Source organism: Gordonia sp. NPDC003424 (assembly GCF_053588655.1).
Genome location: NZ_JBSFQJ010000013.1, coordinates 14,885 through 33,938, shown reverse-complemented (window position 1 = coordinate 33,938; position 19,054 = coordinate 14,885). Strand labels below are relative to the sequence as shown.

Sequence of the window (19,054 nt, the reverse complement as noted above, 5' to 3'; positions counted from 1 at the left end):
CGGCGTCGGTCTGCGCTGCGGTCACAGCGCGTTCGCCAATCGGTCGAGCAGGGGCAGCGCCGTGGCGACCGCGGCGATCTCGTCGTCGGTCAACGTCTCCGACATCGCGTCGGCGATGGCCCGCGTCCGATGGTTGCGCCGATCGGACAGTGCCGCGGAGCCGGCCTCGCTCAGACTGACCAGCACCCGCCGGCCGTCGCTGGGATCGGGGGCACGATCGAGGTAGCCGCGTTCGAGCAGTCCGGCGATGGTGACGCCCATCGACTGCGGGGTGACCTGTTCCCGCCGGGCCAATTCCGCGGACGTCGTCGGGCCGCAGCGGTCGAGGCGGGCGAGCACCGAGGTTTCCGGAACGCTGGGATCGTCTTGCCCCCGGTGCTGGCGGAGTCGGCGCACCAACGATCCGATGGTGACACGCAGGTGGGACGCGACGTCGAGGACATCCGGATCAGCCATGTCATCAATCTACACTGATAAGTCTTAGTTGATAAAGTGCTTTTGTCACCGGGGGCCACCGAATGTGGCACGCTCTCGGTAGCCGTCGCACGGAGGGGACCCGGGCGCGCAGGGAGGTACACGTGTTTCGATTCACCGGTGTAGTTGCTCTTGTCGCCCTTGCGGTGATCGCGATCGTGCTCGCGGTGATCGGTCCATGGGGATGGATCGTCGCTGCGGTGATCGTGACGCTGCTGGCCGGGGTCGGGGTGTACGACCTCGTCCAGCGCCGCCATTCGATCCTGCGCAACTACCCGGTGCTCGGCCACATGCGCTTCCTGTTCGAGGGCATCCGGCCCGAGATCCAGCAGTACTTCATCGAGCGCAACTTCGACGGGCGTCCGTACGACCGCGACGTGCGATCCCTGATCTACGAGCGGGCGACCGGTACCGCCGCGGAACTCGCGTTCGGCACCGAGCGCGACATCGACCGGCCCGGCTACGAGTACCTGGTGCACTCCGCCGCGCCGCTCGATCCACCCGACGAGCCCTTCCGGGTTCGGGTCGGCGGCCCGGACTGCACCCAGCCGTACGACATGGCGTTGTTGAACGTGTCCTCGATGAGCTTCGGGGCGCTGTCGGCAAACGCCGTCAAGGCCTTGAACGACGGCGCCCGCAAGGGTGGATTCGCCCATGAAACCGGCGAAGGCGGTCTGACGCCCTACCACCAGCGCGGCGCGGACGTGATCTGGGAGATCGGATCGGCCTACTTCGGAACCCGTACCGACGACGGACATTTCGATCCCGATCAGTTCACCGAGAAAGCGGCCGACGAGCGCGTCAAAGGCATCCTGGTGAAGCTCAGTCAAGGTGCGAAACCCGGTATCGGTGGCGTTCTGCCGGCCGCCAAGGTCAGTGAGGAGATCGCCCGGTACCGGGGCATCCCCGTCGGCCGGAAGTGTGTCAGCCCGCCGGCCCACTCGGCGTTCTCCACGCCCCGCGAGCTGATCGGGTTCGTCGCCCGACTGCGAGAACTGTCCCAGGGCAAGCCGGTTGGCTTCAAACTGTGCGTCGGCTCGCGTGTGGATGTGCTCGCGATGTGCAAGGCCATGGTCGAGGAGCAGAGCACTCCGGATTTCATCATCGTCGACGGCGCGGAGGGCGGAACCGCTGCGGCCCCACTCGAATACGAGGATCACGTCGGACTTCCGCTCACCGACGGGCTGATGACCATGCACAACGCCCTGGTCGGCGTTGGTCTGCGCGATCGGATTCGGATCGGGGCGAGCGGAAAAGTGGCCTCCGGCAACGACATCGTCAAACGCCTGATCCAGGGTGCGGACTACACGAATGCGGCCCGCGCCATGATGATGGCGGTCGGTTGCATCCAGTCGCAGCGCTGTCACACCAACAAGTGTCCGGTCGGCGTGGCGACACAGGATCCGCGGCGTGCCCGCGCCATCGACGTGGTGGACAAGGCCGAACGCGTCTACCGATATCAGCACGCCACCGTCGCGCAGGCGATGCGTCTGATGGGATCGATGGGGATATCGGACCCGGCGCAACTGTCGCCGCATCAGTTGCGCAAGCGCGTCTCGCCCACCGAGCAGAGTTCGTACGCCGAACTCTTCGAGTGGCTGACACCGGGAGAGTTGCTGGCCGTCCCGCCGGAATCGTGGCGGGCAGACTGGGCGCTCGCCGATCCGGACTCGTTCGCGCCGGCCGGTGACGGCGGAGCGCGGTACCGCCGACTGGTGCAGCCGGAATTGGACATCTGACCCACCTCAGGTCTCGTGCGTCGTTCGCGCGCAATTGATTTGGCCGTCTAACAACAGCTTGACACGCCTGTAAGGCTTCGGCTAGTTTTCGGGTGGCGCAGGTCACATGTCGGATTTGCGCTCGACGTTCGCCACCCGGCGTTCGTGGCAGTACCCCCGTGACGTGACCACATGCCCTGGTGGGCTGATCTGTCGTGCCCACCGGACGCCAGGAAGGCGAAAAGTGCGAATGCGAAGAAGAACCGGCCGGATCGTTGCGGTGGCCATTGCCGCGACCTGTGCGTTTACCGTTGCCGCGTGTAGCAGCGACAACAGCAGCTCCAGCGGTGGATCGAGCGCCGCAGACGAGAGCGGCGTCAAGGCGACCGGCGACCCGGTCAAGATCGGACTCTTCGACCCGTCCAAGGGACCCGCCACGCAGGCCGGTGTCGCCACCGGGCAGAAGGCTGCCGTCGACTACATCAACAACCAGCTCGGCGGTCTCAACGGGCGGCCGATCGAGGTCGTCGACTGCGGCATCGACCAGACCGCGCCGGAATCCACCATCGCCTGCGCGAACCAGTTCGTGCAGGCCGGAGTCGTCGCCGCGGTCGACGGTTACGACTCGGAATCGCTGGCCGCAGTGCCGATCCTGACGTCGGCGAAGATCCCGCTCATCGGGCAGATCCCGTTCAACACGGCGACCGGCGCCTCCGCCGACAACCGGGTCTACTTCGGCCCGCCGCCCGCGGCCTTCCTCGTCGGATTCATGCAGACGCTCAAGCAGCAGGGCAAGACGTCCCTGACACTCGCCAATGCCGATCTGCCACAAGCACATCAGGTGTTCGACGGCCTGCTTGCCCCGCTCGGCAAGCAACTGGGGATCACCGTCAAGAGCGTCTACTATCCGCCGACGGGACCGAACTTCACCGCGCTGGCGACGACGCTCGCCGAGGGCAACCCGGATGCGGCCGGTCTGATGACCTCCCCCAACGACAACACCTGCACCAAGCTGGCGCAGTCCCTGCGGTCGGTGGGCTACAAGGGCACGATGTTCATGGCGGCCTGCACCGAGTTCATCGACACACTGGGCGCCCAGGCCGTCGGCGCGGAAACCTATTCGCCGGGATGGCAACCGCCCGCGAAGGATTCGGCTCCGGAGCCGGCCAAGAGCAACCTGGCGATCGCGCAGAAGTACATCGACCAGCAGGGTGGCACCGGTGGGTTCTACGCCTACGGCGCATTCTCCATCCTCACCGACATGGTGAACGGGCTCAACCAGGCCAAGGTCACCGACTTCACCGGTCCCAACGTGCTCACCGCTCTCAAGGGGCTCAACGGATTCCAGAGCTTCCTCGGTCCGAAGCTCACGTGCGGCAAGCCCACCACCCCGAACTGCACCACCGAGATGCTGTTGTTCGAGGTGACCTCCGACAAGACCACCAAGCCGGTGGGCGGTGGGTTCATCACGCCGAGTCCTGAAGTGCTCAAGGCCATTCCGGGTGCTGCATAACCGCAATGGGTCAGTTTCTGCAGTTCGTCTTCCTGGGTCTGTCGACCGGTGCGGTGTATGCGGTCCTGGCGTCGTCGCTTGTCGCGGTACACGCGGCGACCGGGATCATCAACTTCGCGCAGGGTGCGATCGGTCTGTGGGCGGTGTATGTCGTTGCCGCCCTTCGCACCGACGGCAGCCTGGTGCTGCCGGTCGGTTCGATCCCGCTCGGCAGCCAGGACCACCCGACGCCGATGGTCGCGGCCATCGGCATCGGTGTGGTGTACGCGGTGATCTGGTCACTCGCGGCGCACCTGCTCGTCTTCCGGCCACTGCGCCGGGCACCGGTGCTCGCACAGGTGGTCGCGTCGGTGGGGTTGATGCTCTTCGTCCAGGCGCTCGTCCAATTGCGCTTCGACACAGAGAATCTCCTCGCCCTGCCGATCCTCCCGGACGGCACGATCGGGTTGGCCGGCGCGGTCATCAACATTTCCGACCTGATCCTCGCGGCCACCGCCATCCTCATCGCGGTCATGTTCTGGGCCTACTTCCGGCTGACGACCCTGGGCGTGGCGACCCGCGCCGGTTCGGAAGATGAACTCGCCGCCCGACTCACCGGCTATTCGCCCGACCGCCTCGCCGCGATCATCTGGGCGATGACCGGAGCGGCCACCGGTCTGATCGTCATCCTGGCGGCGTTCACCATCGGGCTCAACGTCACCAGCTACACCTTCTATGTGATCCCGGCGCTCGCGGTGGCGCTCGTCGGGCGCCTGTCCTCCTTCGGCATCGCCTGTGCCGCAGGTCTGGTGCTCGGGTCGTTCCAGGCGGTGATCACCTGGCTCACCACCAAGGACTGGTGGCCGGAGTGGGCGCAGGCCGGCCTGGGTGACGCGCTGCCGTTCCTCATCGTGGTGATCGCCCTGTTCGCATTCGGTGGCCGCATACCGTCGCGGGGCTCGCTCGGCGAGGTGAAGATGCCTGCGGTCCACATCCCACGGATGCGGGTGATACCGATCGCGCTGGTGATCGCCGCGGTGACGGCCGTGATCCTGTTCACCTCGGGCACATGGCGATTCGGCGTCGTGACCTCCGTCATCCTCTCGCTGATCGCGCTGTCCCTGGTGTTGCTGACCGGCTATCTCGGGCAGATCTCGTTGGCGGCCATGGCATTTGCCGGTACCGCGGGGTTCGCCCTGTCCAAGCTGACGGTCAACTGGCATGTGCCGTTCCCGTTCAGCATCTTCATCGCGTCGCTGATCGCGACCTTCCTCGGCATCCTGGTCGGGGTGCCGGCGTTGCGGATTCGGGGCGCGCAGCTTGCGGTGGTCACCCTGGCGGCCGCGGTGGCGATCCAGAGTTTCGTCTTCAACAACCCGGAGATCACCGCATTCGAGGGCAACATGATCGTGGACCCGACATTGTTCGGGCTGGATCTCGGTGTGCGCGACGGCACCAACCTGGTGACCATCCGGTTCGCGCTCATGGTGCTGGTGGTGGTCGCGGTCGCCACGCTCGCGGTGATGCGCTTCATGTCGGGCTCCACCGGCCGGTCGTTTCTCGCGGTCCGCTCCAACGAGCGTGCCGCCGCCTCGGTCGGCATCAACGTGGCGTCGACGAAGCTGCTCGGATTCGCGTTGTCGGCGTTCCTCGCCGGGGTCGGCGGCTGCCTGATCGGCTACAGCCGCGGCCAGCTCTCTGCCGGTTCGTTCACGGTGATGATCGGTCTCACTCTGCTGGCGATGACCTATGTCGGCGGGATCACCTCGGTCGCCGGCGCTTTCGTCGCGGGCGTCATCGGGCCGCTCGGCGTCGGGTATGTGTTCCTCAACCAGACCCTGAATCTCGGCGAATACTACGACCTGATCGCGGCCGGCGGGCTGCTGCTGATGGCCGTGCTGAACCCGGTGGGGCTGACCGGCGCGGTGTCCGACCTCGTCGACAAGGTGCGATCCCGACGGCCCGACGGCACCGCAGAGGAATCGGAACAGGTTGCTGTGCAATCGAACTCGGAGGCCGGTGCGCATGCCTGAGAATCCCACGCCGCTCCTCGAGACCCACGGGCTCTCGGTACGGTACGGCGGTGTCACCGCCAACGCGGATATCGACATCACCGTCGAGCCGGGCGAGATCGTCGGGCTCATCGGGCCCAACGGCGCCGGCAAGACGACCTTCGTGGATGCCGTCACCGGCTTCACCAAGTCGTCGGGTCACGTGCTGCTCGACGGTGATCGGATCGAGCGCAAGAGTCCGCACCGTCGTCGCAACGCCGGCATGGCCCGGACCTGGCAGGCCGGAGAGCTGTTCGCCGACTTGACGATTGCACAGAACCTCGCGGTGGCCGTGCAGCGCGTCGGATTGCGCGCGCTGTTCTTCGACGTGTTCACCGGGTCGCCGCCGCCGGCCGGCGTGGTGGAGGACGCCCTGGAGAAGGTCGGGCTGACCGCGGTCGCCGATCGGCGTCCCGGCGAACTGAGCCTCGGGCAGCAGAAACTCGCCGGCGTCGCCCGAGCGCTGGTCGGCGGCACACGGATGGTGCTACTCGACGAGCCCGCGGCCGGACTCGACACGCACGAGAGCAAGGAGTTCGGCGGGGAACTGCGTCGCATCGCCGCCGACGGGATCGGCATCCTGCTGATCGACCACGACATGTCTCTGGTGCTCGATGTCTGCGACCGCCTCTACGTGCTGGACTTCGGCCGGGTGATCGCCGCCGGGTCGCCGGAGGAGATCCAAAACGATCCCGCAGTGGTCGCCGCCTACCTCGGCAGTGCCGAGGTGCAGGCCGATCTGACGACCGGTACCCCGGCGACCACCACCGAACCGGGCGGAGAGTGACCCCCATGGGTGAGACCACCACCAACACCGCCGATCCCGTGTTGTCGATCGACGAGATCACCGTCGGGTACGGCGGGGTGCCCGCCGTCCGCAACTTCTCGGCGGCCGTCGGTGCGGGCGAGATCCTCGCGCTCCTCGGCCCGAACGGCGCGGGCAAGACCACGACCCTGCTGGCCGCGGTCGGCGCGATACCGCTCATGTCGGGGACGATCACCGCGCTCGGCCAGCCGATCGACGGTCACGTCGAACGCAACGCGCGTCGCGGCATCACCCTGGTACCCGACAACCGCGGCGTGTTCCACCGACTGTCGGTCGCCGACAACCTGCGCCTGGCCAAGCGCAAGGGCGGCGGCAGCATCGACACCGTCTACGAGCACTTTCCCCGGCTGGCCGACCTCCGCGGACGGCGCTGCGGCAACCTGTCGGGTGGCGAACAGCAGATGCTGGCGCTGGCCAAGGCACTGCTCACCCGGCCGTCGGTGCTCCTGATCGACGAACTCAGTCTGGGGCTCTCGCCGATCGCGGTCCAGGACCTGTTGCCGCGGCTGCGATCCATCGCCGACGACCAGCAGATGGCGGTGGTCCTGGTGGAGCAGCACATCGACCTCGCGCTCGGTATCGCCGACTCGGCCATCGTGTTGCACCACGGTCGGGTGGCGCTGACCGGTTCGGCGCGCGAACTGCGGGATCGGCGGGATACCGTCGAGGACGCATACTTCGGCCGGTTGAGCGCAGCCCACGGCGCCGGCTGAGACGCGACACCGGAGGAGACAGCGTGGTGGCCCACACCGGAGAAGGCGATCGTCGAGACCGGCGCAAGCGCAAACTGAGCACACGCAACCGGCCGACCGATGCCGAACTCCTCGACGCCGCACGGGCGGTCATCGCCGAGCAGGGTGCCGAACGCGTCACGATGGACATGATCGCCGAGGCCGCCGGCACCACCCGCGTCACGCTGTACGCGCACTTCGGCTCTCGGGACGAACTGTTCGACAAGGTGGTGGTACGAGAACTCGACGAGTTCACCGCCTGGATGTTCGCCGCCTACGACGAAGGGCTCGACATGCCCTTCGGAGCCCGGGCCCGGCACTCGGTGGAAGCGACGTTCGAGTACGCCCGCCGAAATCCGGAAGGGTTACGGGTACTGCTGGCCCACCGACAGGAGGCCGAGGACCCGGGTCGACGACTCTATGCCACCCTCGAACCCCGGGTCGCGGCGCGCCTGCGGGAGAACTACGCGGCCCGCGGCGTGGAGATCGCGGCCAGTGCGGACACGCTCGCCTCGTTGCTGATCGGCATGAGTCTGGACATCGCCTACCGCGCGCTGATCGTGGACGGGGCCGACATCGACGCCGCCTGCGACCTCGCGATGACGGCGACGCTCGCGGTGTTGCGAGATGTGCGGCCCGAGCAACTCCTGGCCATCGATGCGTCCCTCACGAAGCCGTGACTGTCGTAGAGTCGGTCTGTGGGTAAGAAATCCAAGAAGTCACACGGCAAGACCGTTCGGCCGGCGGCCGTCGAAACCGACTCGGCACCACAGCCTTTGATGAAGAACAAGGAGTACCTCAAAGAGCTCAAGACCTTGCACGCCGAACTAGTCGCCCTGCAGGAGTGGGTGAAATCGTCCGGCGCGAAGATCTGCGTGGTGTTCGAGGGCCGGGACACGGCGGGTAAGGGCGGCGTGATCAAGGCGATCACCGAACGGGTGAGTCCCCGGGTGTTCCGCGTCATCGCGCTGCCGACGCCGACCGAGCGTCAGAAGTCGCAGATGTACGTGCAGCGGTTCGTCCCGCACTTCCCGGCGGCCGGCGAGGTGGTCATCTTCGACCGCAGTTGGTACAACCGTGCCGGCGTCGAGCGCGTCATGGGATTCTGCACCGAGGAACAGACGAAGCAATTCCTCAGCGACGCACCCGACATGGAGCGCGCCATGGTCCGCTCGGGGATCATCCTCATCAAGTACTGGCTCGAGGTCAGCGAGGGACAACAGACCGCCCGCCTCGAGAGCCGACTCACCGACCCGCGCAAGTACTGGAAGCTCTCCCCGATGGATGTGGAGTCCTACACCCACTGGGACGACTACACGGCGGCCCGCGACGACATGTTCCGCTACACCGACTCCGGATGGGCCCCCTGGTACGTCGCCAACACCGACGACAAGAAACGCGGGCGACTCAACATCATCAGGCACCTGCTCGATCAGGTGCCGTACGAGCCGCTGTCCGCGCCCGACATCGAACTGCCGAAGCGGAAGGTCAGCGATGAGCACGTGGGCACCGAGCTACCGGTGACCCGGATTCCGTCGCGGTACTGAGGGACTCAGTCGCCCATCAGATGATCGTGGGCGACATGGGCGAAGATGCGCAGGTAATCGCGCAGCGAGTCGTCGTCGGCGTAGAAGCCCGGGTTGTGGTTCATCGCCATGCCCCGGCCGCCCTCTGCCGGCAGCATGGTGTCGCCTGCCACCAAGGTGTCCTGGACGCCGTATGTGAAGTAGGCGCCGCCGAAGTCGCGGACGAACACCGACATGTCGTCGTAGCCGAGGGCGGCCGGTGCGTCGATGACCCGCTCGGGTCCGACGACCCGCTCGATCGTCGGCCGGATCTTCTCCACCCACTCGACGGTGTTGGTCACCGGCGGCACGTCCTGCAGATACTCGACCGTGGCGGTTGCACCGAACGAGGCCGCCGAGTGCTCGACGAGCCGGCGCAGGTGATCCTGCACCACCGACATGTCGCCGGTGTCCAGGCAGCGGATCGTGCCCCACATCGTCACGGTCGAGCCGATGACGTTGAACCGGCCGACATCCTCGAGATGACCGAACGACACGGTGATCGCATTCGTCGCGGGCACCTGCCGATAGATCTGGGCGCTTCCGGAAATGATCTGTGCTGCAACCGGATACGGGTCGACCCCGTACCAGGGGGTGGAGCCGTGGACCTGCTTGCCCTCGACGGTGACCTTGATCAGGCATGACGCCGCGAACGCGTTGCCGACGTGTACGCCGACGATGCCCTTGGGAAGCGGAATGACGTGCATCCCGAACACCATCGACGGTCTCGCCGACGCGAAGATCCCGGAGTCGACCATCGCCTGGGCGCCGCCGCTCTCGTCCACCGGCGGTCCCTCCTCCGCGGGCTGGAAGATGAACATCACCGACCCGGGCAGACGGTCGCGGACCGATCCCAGGACGTGGGCCGCGGCGAGCACGGTCGAGGTGTGGCAGTCGTGCCCGCACGCATGGGATACCGGGAACGGTCCGCCCGGGTAGGTCTCGTCGACGACGGTCGAGGCGAACTCCACCCCGGAGTCCTCGGCCACCGGCAGCGCATCGGTGTCGGCGCGCAGACCGGCGATGCGTTCGCCGTCGTGGCCCCCGCGCAATACGGCGACCACACCGTGACCGGCGATGCCCTGATGGATCTCGTCGACCCCGGCCTCGGCCAGTCGTTCGACGATGAACGCCTCGGTGTTCACTTCGCGATTGGAGAGCTCCGGGTTGGCGTGCAGGTGGTGGCGCCAGGCGATCTGGTCCGGATGGATGCGGTCGACGGCCTCGTCGATGGCCGATCGGGTGTTCTCCACGCCTGCGCTCATGCAGCCGATCGTATTCTGCCCGGATCGCCGAACCGATCATTTTCGTCGCCGCACCGCGCGACAATGGGCCTGCGGACAGGAGAGGTGGTGCGGCGTGGGTGACGCGATGGTGCTGGCAGAGGTGCGGACGGCGTCTGAGTTACAGGCGGTCACGGAATGGGCGGCCGAGGCTCACCCGGACGCGCCGGTGGTGCCGGTCGACGACGTCGTGCCCGACCACCTTCATCAGGACACGCTGCTGATCCCGGCGCGCGTGGTGTGGTTGCCACCGAAACGCAAGGGTGAGCACCGCGTCTCGGTGGCCGACGTGCTGGTCCTGTCCAATCCGCGCCGGCCACCGGCGTTCCGGCAGCCGTCGTTGCGCAAGCGGCATCCCGACCGCGCACGAGTCGTGGCGGGCGACCCGGCGACGGTCGCCGAACTGCGGGTCCGCCACGAACAGGTGACCGCCGAGGGCGAGCCGTTCGCGTCGTTCGTCGCCGTGCAGGCGGCGCTGTCGTCGGAGCGGGCCGAACGGCAGGTCGTCGGCGATCGCTACAAGGTTCCCCGGCTCGTCGCCAAACAGATCAGTTCGTCGGCGCGGTTCCAGACGAACGCGGCCAAGCTCGCCGCCGATCTCGGACGCCCGGTGGCAGACGTGGTGACCGAGGCCACCGACAAGCTGTCGACGTTCGTGGCCACGCAGAGCCGCTTGATGGACGACATCTTCTCGACCGTGTTCGGCAACCTCCACGAACACACGTGGTCGGTGTCGGTCGATTTCGACACCCTGGGCCGACTCAAGGAGCTGAACAAGTCGTGCAGCCTGGTCTTCCTGCCGTCGCACCGGTCCTACGTCGATCCGCTGGTGCTGGCCGAGGTTCTTCGCGACCATGACTTCCCGCCGAACCTGGTTCTCGGCGGCAACAACCTGTCGTTCTGGCCGGTGGGCCCGATCGCCCGACGGGCGGGCATGATCTTCATCCGCCGCAAGTTCGGCTCGGATCCGGTCTACAAGTTCGCCATGCGGTCCTATCTCTCGTTCATCGTCGAGAAGCGGTTCAACCTCGAGTGGTACATCGAGGGCGGGCGGAGCCGCACAGGCAAGCTCCGCAAGCCGATGCTGGGGCTGCTCGCCTACGTCGTCGACGCGGTCCGACAACTCGACGAGGCCGACGTCATGGTGGTCCCCACCGCGATCGTCTACGACCAGCTCCACGAGATCGGCGCCATGGCCGCGGAGTCCGCCGGCGGCACCAAGAAACCCGAGGGCGTCGGATGGTTGCTGAAATACGCACGGGCGCAGCGCACCTACATGGGTGAGGCGCGGGTTCGGTTCGGCGAGCCGTTCTCGCTGCGGCAGGCCATGGCCGAAGCGGGGGAGGGGCGTTCGAGCCTGGACAAGGTCGCGTTCAAGGTGATGGACGCGATCAACGCGGCGACCCCCATCTCGGCCACCTCGCTGGCCGGTTTCGCCCTGCTCGGCGCCTCCGACCGCGCCTACACGGCACCCGAGATCGAGGCGATTCTCGCACCGCTGCTGGCCTACATCGAACGGCGCAACCTCCCCGGACCGGACCCGGCCCTGTGCCGCGGTGCCGGGCTGCGCAGGACCCTGCGGGTGCTCACCAAGGCCGGCGTGCTGTCCAAATTCGACGGCGGGCCCGACCCGGTGTGGTCGATCGCACCGGGCAATCATGTGATCGCCGCGTACTACCGCAACGGCGCGCTGCACCACTTCGTCGACCGTGCGATCGTCGAACTCGGGCTGATCGCGATCGTCGAGGGCGAAGTGACCGGCGGCGACGACGGCTTGCTGGCCGCGGCCCAGCAGGAAGCCCTGCGCATTCGGGATCTGCTGAAGTTCGAGTTCTTCTTTCCCGCCAAGGACGAATACCTGCACGACCTCGGTGCCGAGATGGATCTGTTCGCACCGGACTGGCGCGATCTCGACAACCATGAACCCGAGTGGCTCGAGAATGTGATGAGCAGTCACGCCGACGAGTTGTTCGCGCGCCGGACGTTGCAGTCGTTCTTCGATGCGCAACTCGTCGTCGCCGAGCGTCTGGTGAGCCTCGGTGACGACTTCCGGGACAAGGATGCGATTCTCACCGACTGTCTCGGGCTCGGTCGGCAGTTGGTGTTGCAGGGTTTCGTCCGGTCGAAGGATTCGGTGTCCAGAGATCTCTACGACGCCGCGTATCAGCTCGCCGAGAATCGAGGTCTGGTCGGTCCGGGCGGGAGCACGGTCCGGGCCGAGCGGCGGCGCGCCTGGCTCGACGAGGTCCGCACGATGCGAGAACGGTTGGCACGCATAGCCGCAATCGAGGCCGAGCATGCGGGAGAGACGGCATGAGCGCCTTCACCGACAGGCTGCGCGAGATCCGCTCGGCACCCACCGGCAAGAAGATCGGCGCGTTCTTCGACTACGACGGCACCCTCATCGATGGCTTCTCGGCCAGCGCCATCGTCCGATCTCGTTTGCGCAGTATGGAGTTCAGCCTCGGCGAGCTCGCCGACGATGTGCTCATCGGACTACGCGGCGTGGTGTCCGAACAGGATTATGCGGAGGTTCTCGAGGCGACGAAGCCGGTGTTCGCCGGCAAACCGTACGCCGAACTCCTCGAGTTCGGTGATCACCTCTTCCGGTACGAGACGGCGGCCAAGTTGCGGCCGCAGATGTGGCAGATCATCCGGGCCCATCGGGAGATGGGTCATCGTATCGTGATCGCCTCGTCGGCAACGAGATTCCAGATCGAGCCGATCGCCCGGGAGATCGAGGCCGACCACGCGCTGGCGACCGACGTCGAGGTGATCGACGGAATCGTCACCGGCACCGTGATCGGCCGCCCGCTGTGGGGGCCCGGTAAGGCGGCCGCGGTGCGGAAGCTCGCACGCGAACACGAGGTGGACCTCGACGCATCGTTCGGCTACAGCGACGGCGACGAGGACATCCCGTACCTGGAATCGGTCGGCCATCCGGCCGCGATATCACCTGGTCGCATCATGCGGGCCGAGGCCGAAGCGCGCGGCTGGCCGATCATCGACCTCCGCAATCCCTCGCACAACCGACTCGGCATGGCCCTGCGTACCGGCGCCTTCTACGGGTCCTTCATCGGTTCCGCCGCAGCCGGGTTCGCCGGTGGCCTGTTGACTCGAGATTCGAAACTGTTGGTAGACAAGGCCCTTCCGTTCGGCAATGAACTCGGATTGACGCTGGCCGGTGTCGACGTCGTCGTGATCGACGGCGCGGTGAATCTGACCGCGCACCGTCCGTGCGTATTCGTGTTCAACCACCAGTCGAAACTCGATATGCCGGTGATGCTCCGCCTGGTCCACCGCGACGCCACCGGGGTGGCCAAGAAGGAGATCAAACGGGTTCCCGTGCTCGGCCAGATCCTCGACGCCGCGGGCCTGGTCTTCATCGATCGCGCCAACGCGGGCAAGGCGATCGAGCAGCTGGCGCCGGCGGTGGAGAAACTCCGCGACGACAAGATGTCGTTGGTGGTGGCGCCGGAGGGGACCCGCTCTCCGACGCCGCGCGTCGCGCCGTTCAAGAAGGGGCCGTTCCATATCGCGGCGCAGGCCGGGGTGCCCATCGTCCCCGTGGTGTTGCGTAACACCGGTGAATTGATGTGGCGGGGAAGTCAATTGATCAAGCCCGGCACCGTCGAGGTGAAGGTGCTGCCACCGGTGGACACGTCGGGGTGGGAGGCCGACTCCATGGGTCGGCATGCCGAGGAGGTGCGGCAGATGTTCATCACCGCCCTGGCCGATTGGCCGGTGGAGTCGTTCGAGGACGGACGGATGACGCGATCGACGGAGGCCTGGATATGAGCAACGACCAGCCGCTGGACATGGCCAACGAGCCGTACATGAGTGCCGTCGACACCATCATGTGGCGGGGCGGCTTCAATCGGCGACTCCGCAGCACCATCAGTGTGCTGGAAATCTATGACCGCGTACCGGATTGGGACCGGCTGATGGCCGCGCACGAGTGGGCCAGCCGGATGGCGCCGCGCTTCCAGCAGCGGGTCATCGACTCGCCGTTGGGCACCGGCACGCCGAGTTGGGCCATCGACCCCGACTTCGACCTGCACTACCACGTCCGGCGGATCCGGCTCGGTGGCGACGGCTCGATGCGCGAACTCCTGACGACCTGCGAGCAACTCGCGATGACGGCCCTCGACCCCGAACGGCCCCCATGGGAGGGCACCCTGATCGAGGGGTTGCCGGGCGGGAAGGCCGCCTACTTCCTCAAATCCCACCACGCCCTCACCGACGGCCTGGCCGGCATCATGGTGCTGGCCGCACTGCATTCGCGCACCCGGGACCCGATGCCGGACAAGCCGCAGCCGCCGCATCCGGCGCCGGACAGTATCTCGGCACTTGACACGTTGCGCCGGCAGGTCGTCGATCAGGTGCGCGGCACCCCGCATCAGATCGACGTCGCCGCCCGGGCGGCCTGGTCGCTCACCCGCCCCCGCCACGCGTTGAGTCAGGTCCTGCGCTACGGCCGCTCGGTGCCGCGGGTGGCCGGGCTGGTGAGCCCGCCCGGCTCGCCGTTGCTCAAGGAGCGCAGCCTCTCATGGCGTTTCAGTGCCTTCGAGGTCCCGTTCGCCGATCTCAAGGCGGCCGCGACAGCCGCCCGGGCATCGATCAACGACGTCTATCTGGGCGGGCTGATCGGCGGGTTCCGTTTGTATCACGAGAAACTCGGCTGCGAGATCGAGACGATGCCGGTGTGCATTCCGATCTCGGTCCGCAAACCCGAAGACCCGGTGGGCGGCAACCGAATTGCGGTGGGGCGGTTGGCCGGTCCGATCGGGATCGCCGACCCGTTCGAGCGGGTGCTCACGGTGCGGGAACAGGTCCGGGCCGCGCGCATCGAACCGGCGGTCGACATCTTCAACACCCTCGGTCCGGTCCTCGCGTGGCTGCCCGGTCAGGTGATCGCCCAATTCAGTGGCGCCACAAGCCAGAACGACCTGCAGGCGAGCAATGTGCCCGGGATTCCGTGGGAGACCTTCGTGGCCGGCGCGAAGGTCGAGCGGATGTTCCCGTTCGGCCCGCTGCCCGGGTGCGCGGTGATGGCCACCCTGATCACCCACAGCGGGATCGCCTGCATCGGCATCAATCACGACGGCGCGTCCATCACCGAACCGGAGCTGTTCGCCGAATGCCTCGTGGAAGGGTTCAACGAGGTGCTGGAGTTGGCTCGCGACGCCGGCCCCGATGTGGTGCCGGGGAGGTTGACGCGGCTCGTGTAGCCACTTGAACGGAGTCAGATGGCGGGGATGGCCCGGGTGCTGATCACCTCGACGACCGCGAGATCCTGGTCGAGGACGACGGCGTCGGCCGATCCGCCGGGGATCAGGCCGATCCCGCTGATCCCCAGGGCGGCAGCGGGATTGATCGACGACTGCCGCACCGCCTGCACCAGGGCCGCTTCCCGCGGCAGATCGCTGTGGGTGACGGCGAACCGGAACACATGGTCCATCGTTGCGGTGCTCCCGGCGATCGTGTCCGTACCCGCGACGTGCGCGACACCGCCGACCACCGCCACCTCGAGCGGCCCGAGCCGATAGGAGCCGTCGGCCATCCCGGTCGCCGACATGGCGTCGGTGATCAACGAGAGACGTTCCGGTCCAACGCTTTGCGAGGCATGGCGGTAGAGCGCGGCGTCCACGTGGACACCGTCGGTGATCATCTCGACGGTGACCCGCGAATCCTCCATGAGTGCGATGATCGGCCCGGGTTCGCGGTGGTGAATGGGGCGCATCGCATTGAACAGATGGGTGGCGACCGTCGCCCCGGCGGCGATCGCGGCCCGTGCCTGCTGATAGGTTGCATCGGTATGGCCAACCGCGGCAACGACATTCCGCTCTTGCAGCATCTCGATCGCGGGGATGGCGCCGGCGCGTTCGGGGGCGAGCGTCACCATGGAGATGGTGCCGTCGGCGGTGTCCAGCAATCGTCGTAGTTCGTCGGGATCGGGATCTCGCAGAAGCGCGGGATCATGTGCTCCGCACCGTGATTCGGCCAGCCAGGGTCCTTCGAGGTGAATGCCGGCGATCAGGCCTTCGTGGACCTGGTCGCGCAATGTCGCGACCTCGCGCAGCAACTCCTCGGGTGCGGCGGTGACGAGCGAGGCGATCATCGTGGTGGTGCCGTGCGCGCGATGCGTGCCGATGACCGTCGTCGTGTCGTCCCTGGTGGCGACCGAGAAACTGCCGCCTCCGCCGCCATGGCAATGGGTGTCGACGAATCCGGGGACCACGATGACGCGGCCCAGGTCGCGATCCGGTCGTCGCGGTGCGGGGCCGGATCCGATAGCGGTCACCAGACCGCCGTCGATGTCGATCCACCCGGGCCGCAACACTTCTCGCCCCGTGACCACGGTGTCTGCACACAGCAGCACGGCTTTACAGCCCCTGCCAGTCCGGTTTGCTCAGGTAGGTCTCGCGGTAATAGTCGACGAGCTGCAGACGGCGCGCGGCGGCCTCGTCGAGGAGAACCGTGGTGTGCGGGTGGTGTTGCAGGATCGTCGCGGGCCACAGTGCACTGACCGCGCCCTCCACGAGGTGGTGGATGGCTTCGGCCTTCTGTCGGCCGGTCGCCACCAACACGATGTGACGGGCTTGCATGATGGTGCCCAATCCCTGTGTGAGGCAATGGTGGGGCACCGCTTCGATGTCGTCGCCGAAGAAGCGCGCATTGTCCTTGCGGGTCTGTGCGGTCAGCGTCTTGATGCGGGTACGCGACGCCAGCGACGAACCGGGCTCGTTGAACGCGATATGTCCGTCGGTGCCGATGCCGAGGATCTGGAGGTCGACGTATCCGGCAGCGCGGATGGCGTCCTCGTAGGCCGCGCACGCCGCCGGGATGTCGTCCGCCAGACCGTCGGGCCCGGAGACGGCACCGGGGGCGAAGTCGACCTGCCCGGCGAATACCGAATCGATCACGGTTCGGTATCGCTCCGGGTGTCCTTCTGGCAGGCCGACATATTCGTCGAGCGTGAAAGCGCGGGCCTCGGCGAACGATAGAGCGCCGGCACGGTGGCGTGCGATCAGGTCGTCGTAGATCGCGATGGGCGACGATCCGGTCGCAAGGCCAAGGACCGCAGTGGGTTTCGCGGAGAGCAACGCGGCGATCGTGTCGCCGGCGGCTCGTCCGATCTCCGCCTCGCCGGGCAGAATGACGACTTCCATCAGCGTCTCCTCGGTTGTCTCCAAGACCGAAACTAGACCACCGGCTGTGCGGCGACAGTCGTTTCTGCCGTATCGGTTTCGGTCATACCCGGCACCGATGCGGAGTACTCTCCGGTGGGCATGACGGATAATGCGGCAACACCGAATCCGGCCACCAAGGAATCCGCCGGCGGCGGCGGATTCCGAATTCCGGGTTTCGCGCAACTACAGCGGCTGGGCAAGAGCCTCATGCTGCCGATCGCGGTGCTGCCCGCGGCCGGCATCCTGCTGCGTCTCGGCCAGGACGATCTCCTCGGACGCATCGACGCACCGGTGATCGGCCCGTTCTTCCACGCGATGAGTGCGGCGGGTGGTGCGGTCTTCGACAACCTGGCACTGCTCTTCGCGGTCGGCGTGGCCATCGGGTTCGCCAAGAAGGCCGACGGCTCAACCGCTTTGGCGGCCGTCGTCGGTTACGTGGTGGCGACGGCGGTATTCAAGTCCATGTCACCGGTGGTGCTCGCGGGACAACTCGACAACAACGGTGAGCAGGTCCAGATCAACTACAGCGTGCTGGCCGGCATCGTCATCGGTCTGGTCACGGCGTTCCTGTTCGATCGGTACCACACCATCAAATTGCCGTCGTATCTCGGATTCTTCGGCGGTCGCCGCTTCGTCCCGATCGCGGTGTCGCTGGCCTCGTTGTTCATCGCGTTCGGCCTGAGTTATTTCTATCCGATCTTCAACACCGGGCTGAACCATCTCGGCAGCTTCATCGGCGGATCCGGTGCCATCGGCGCGTTCGTCTACGGCTTCTCCAACCGCATGTTGATTCCGGTCGGGCTGCACCACATCCTGAACTCCTACGTCTGGTTCATATACGGCGATTTCCAGAAGCCCGACGGCACGATCGTCACCGGCGAACTGCCCCGATTCGCGGCCGGGGACCCGGATGCCGGACGGCTGACCGCCGGTTTCTATCCCGTGTTGATGTTCGGCCTGCCGGCCGCGGCGCTGGCGATGATCCAGTGTGCGACACCGAAACAGAAGAAGGTCGCCATCGGCATCCTCGGTGCCGCGGGCCTCACCGCGTTCCTCACCGGTGTCACCGAGCCGCTCGAGTTCTCCTTCATGTTCGTGGCGTTCCCGCTCTACGTGATCCATGCGTTGCTGACCGGACTGTCGTTGGCCGTCGCCTACATTCTCGACATCCATCTGGGGTTCTCGTTCTCCGCCGGCCTGATGGACTTGCTGCTCTACGGCACGGCGCCGGCGGCGAAGAACATCCCGCTGCTGATCATCATGGGCCTGGTGACCGCGGTCATCTACTACCTGCTGTTCCGGTTCGTCATCACCTGGTGGAATCTGCGCACGCCGGGACGGGAACCGGAGGACGAGTTCGAGGAAGAGGAACGCGAGAACGCGTCCGACGACGGAGCACGTGTCGCGGTGTCGTCGGGCGGCGCCACCGGGACCGCCACCGCCACCGCCACTGCCGCGACGTCGACAGCCACGCAGGCCGACAGTCGGGCCGAACAACTGATCGCGGCATTCGGCGGTCGGGACAACCTGGTCAACGTGGACGCCTGCATCACCCGCCTGCGGATGGAGGTGGCCGACCCGAAGCTGGTCGACCAGGCACGTCTCAAACAACTGGGTGCGGCGGGCGTCATCGAGGTCGGCAACAACGTCCAAGCCGTGTTCGGCATGCAATCCGATGCGCTCAAGGAGGAGATCAAGGATGTCCTGTAGCGCCGGCGCGT

15 protein-coding genes are annotated in these 19,054 nt (G+C 66.7%); 11 read left to right on the top strand and 4 right to left on the bottom strand.

The genetic code is table 11. From position 1 onward, the window contains the following. Nucleotides 1–21: 21 nt before the first annotated feature. Complete coding sequence (locus tag ACWDTI_RS18265) at nt 22–456, bottom strand: MarR family winged helix-turn-helix transcriptional regulator (RefSeq protein WP_449739525.1); 435 nt, start codon at nt 454–456, stop codon at nt 22–24. Nucleotides 457–578: 122 nt separating this feature from the next. On the opposite strand from ACWDTI_RS18265, the gene ACWDTI_RS18260 reads away from it, so the two are divergent. The 7 genes from ACWDTI_RS18260 to ppk2 all read left to right on the top strand — a co-directional run bounded on the left by ACWDTI_RS18260 (nt 579) and on the right by ppk2 (nt 8,839). Continuing rightward, nucleotides 579–2,213 carry an FMN-binding glutamate synthase family protein gene (locus ACWDTI_RS18260; protein ID WP_449739524.1) on the top strand — a complete coding sequence of 545 codons (1,635 nt, stop codon included), beginning with the start codon at nt 579–581 and terminating at the stop codon, nt 2,211–2,213. Nucleotides 2,214–2,442: 229 nt separating this feature from the next. Then, nucleotides 2,443–3,705, top strand: coding sequence for an ABC transporter substrate-binding protein (locus ACWDTI_RS18255; protein ID WP_449739523.1), 1,263 nt, complete (start codon nt 2,443–2,445; stop codon nt 3,703–3,705). Between the two features lie 5 nt (nt 3,706–3,710). After that, on the top strand, nt 3,711–5,717 hold the full coding sequence (locus ACWDTI_RS18250) for an ABC transporter permease (RefSeq protein WP_449739522.1): 2,007 nt from the start codon (nt 3,711–3,713) through the stop codon (nt 5,715–5,717). Next, nucleotides 5,710–6,522 (top strand): ABC transporter ATP-binding protein, encoded by an 813-nt coding sequence (locus ACWDTI_RS18245; protein WP_449739521.1) that lies wholly within the window; start codon nt 5,710–5,712, stop codon nt 6,520–6,522. Before ACWDTI_RS18250 ends, ACWDTI_RS18245 begins: the two co-directional genes overlap by 8 nt. A 5-nt stretch (nt 6,523–6,527) precedes the next feature. Next, complete coding sequence (locus ACWDTI_RS18240; protein WP_449739520.1) at nt 6,528–7,274, top strand: ABC transporter ATP-binding protein; 747 nt, start codon at nt 6,528–6,530, stop codon at nt 7,272–7,274. 23 nt (nt 7,275–7,297) lie between these two features. After that, nucleotides 7,298–7,972 (top strand): TetR/AcrR family transcriptional regulator, encoded by a 675-nt coding sequence (locus tag ACWDTI_RS18235; protein WP_449739519.1) that lies wholly within the window; start codon nt 7,298–7,300, stop codon nt 7,970–7,972. Between the two features lie 18 nt (nt 7,973–7,990). Next, nucleotides 7,991–8,839, top strand: coding sequence for a polyphosphate kinase 2 (gene ppk2 / locus ACWDTI_RS18230; RefSeq protein ID WP_449739518.1), 849 nt, complete (start codon nt 7,991–7,993; stop codon nt 8,837–8,839). A 5-nt stretch (nt 8,840–8,844) separates the two neighbouring features. Here ppk2 and ACWDTI_RS18225 read toward each other — a convergent pair whose 3' ends face one another. Continuing rightward, a complete protein-coding gene (locus ACWDTI_RS18225) occupies nt 8,845–10,122 on the bottom strand; it encodes a M20 metallopeptidase family protein (RefSeq protein ID WP_449739517.1) in 1,278 nt (425 codons plus the stop codon). A gap of 106 nt (nt 10,123–10,228) precedes the next feature. On the opposite strand from ACWDTI_RS18225, the gene ACWDTI_RS18220 reads away from it, so the two are divergent. The 3 genes from ACWDTI_RS18220 to ACWDTI_RS18210 are packed head-to-tail and all read left to right on the top strand — an operon-like array spanning nt 10,229 to nt 15,371. Then, nucleotides 10,229–12,457, top strand: coding sequence for a glycerol-3-phosphate 1-O-acyltransferase (locus ACWDTI_RS18220; protein ID WP_449739632.1), 2,229 nt, complete (start codon nt 10,229–10,231; stop codon nt 12,455–12,457). After that, nucleotides 12,454–13,938, top strand: a complete 1,485-nt coding sequence (locus tag ACWDTI_RS18215) for an HAD-IB family hydrolase (RefSeq protein ID WP_449739516.1) — start codon at nt 12,454–12,456, stop codon at nt 13,936–13,938. Before ACWDTI_RS18220 ends, ACWDTI_RS18215 begins: the two co-directional genes overlap by 4 nt. Continuing rightward, entirely contained in the window at nt 13,935–15,371 is a 1,437-nt protein-coding gene (locus ACWDTI_RS18210) for a wax ester/triacylglycerol synthase domain-containing protein (protein WP_449739515.1), read from the top strand. The genes ACWDTI_RS18215 and ACWDTI_RS18210 overlap by 4 nt, the downstream gene beginning before the upstream one ends. 14 nt (nt 15,372–15,385) lie before the next feature. On the opposite strand, the gene nagA is transcribed toward ACWDTI_RS18210, so the two are convergent. Both nagA and nagB read right to left on the bottom strand, forming a co-directional pair. Next, nucleotides 15,386–16,522: an N-acetylglucosamine-6-phosphate deacetylase gene (nagA, locus tag ACWDTI_RS18205; RefSeq protein ID WP_449739514.1), complete on the bottom strand. Its 1,137-nt coding sequence runs from the start codon at nt 16,520–16,522 to the stop codon at nt 15,386–15,388. Between the two features lie 4 nt (nt 16,523–16,526). Next, nucleotides 16,527–17,312, bottom strand: a complete 786-nt coding sequence (nagB, locus tag ACWDTI_RS18200; RefSeq protein ID WP_449739513.1) for a glucosamine-6-phosphate deaminase — start codon at nt 17,310–17,312, stop codon at nt 16,527–16,529. Between the two features lie 120 nt (nt 17,313–17,432). Here nagB and ACWDTI_RS18195 point away from each other — a divergent pair, with 120 nt between their 5' ends. Next, complete coding sequence (locus ACWDTI_RS18195; RefSeq protein WP_449739512.1) at nt 17,433–19,043, top strand: PTS transporter subunit EIIC; 1,611 nt, start codon at nt 17,433–17,435, stop codon at nt 19,041–19,043. The last annotated feature ends 11 nt before the right edge of the window (nt 19,044–19,054 follow it).

What these genes read in the sequence shown, in the direction of transcription:
- ACWDTI_RS18265 (WP_449739525.1), bottom strand. Translation starts at nt 456, where the DNA reads ATGGCTGATCCGGATGTCCTCGACGTCGCGTCCCACCTGCGTGTCACC.
- ACWDTI_RS18255 (WP_449739523.1), top strand. Translation starts at nt 2,443, where the DNA reads ATGCGAAGAAGAACCGGCCGGATCGTTGCGGTGGCCATTGCCGCGACC.
- ACWDTI_RS18250 (WP_449739522.1), top strand. Translation starts at nt 3,711, where the DNA reads ATGGGTCAGTTTCTGCAGTTCGTCTTCCTGGGTCTGTCGACCGGTGCG.
- ACWDTI_RS18245 (WP_449739521.1), top strand. Translation starts at nt 5,710, where the DNA reads ATGCCTGAGAATCCCACGCCGCTCCTCGAGACCCACGGGCTCTCGGTA.
- ACWDTI_RS18240 (WP_449739520.1), top strand. Translation starts at nt 6,528, where the DNA reads ATGGGTGAGACCACCACCAACACCGCCGATCCCGTGTTGTCGATCGAC.
- ACWDTI_RS18225 (WP_449739517.1), bottom strand. Translation starts at nt 10,122, where the DNA reads ATGAGCGCAGGCGTGGAGAACACCCGATCGGCCATCGACGAGGCCGTC.
- ACWDTI_RS18220 (WP_449739632.1), top strand. Translation starts at nt 10,229, where the DNA reads ATGGTGCTGGCAGAGGTGCGGACGGCGTCTGAGTTACAGGCGGTCACG.
- ACWDTI_RS18215 (WP_449739516.1), top strand. Translation starts at nt 12,454, where the DNA reads ATGAGCGCCTTCACCGACAGGCTGCGCGAGATCCGCTCGGCACCCACC.
- ACWDTI_RS18210 (WP_449739515.1), top strand. Translation starts at nt 13,935, where the DNA reads ATGAGCAACGACCAGCCGCTGGACATGGCCAACGAGCCGTACATGAGT.
- nagB (WP_449739513.1), bottom strand. Translation starts at nt 17,312, where the DNA reads ATGGAAGTCGTCATTCTGCCCGGCGAGGCGGAGATCGGACGAGCCGCC.
- ACWDTI_RS18195 (WP_449739512.1), top strand. Translation starts at nt 17,433, where the DNA reads ATGACGGATAATGCGGCAACACCGAATCCGGCCACCAAGGAATCCGCC.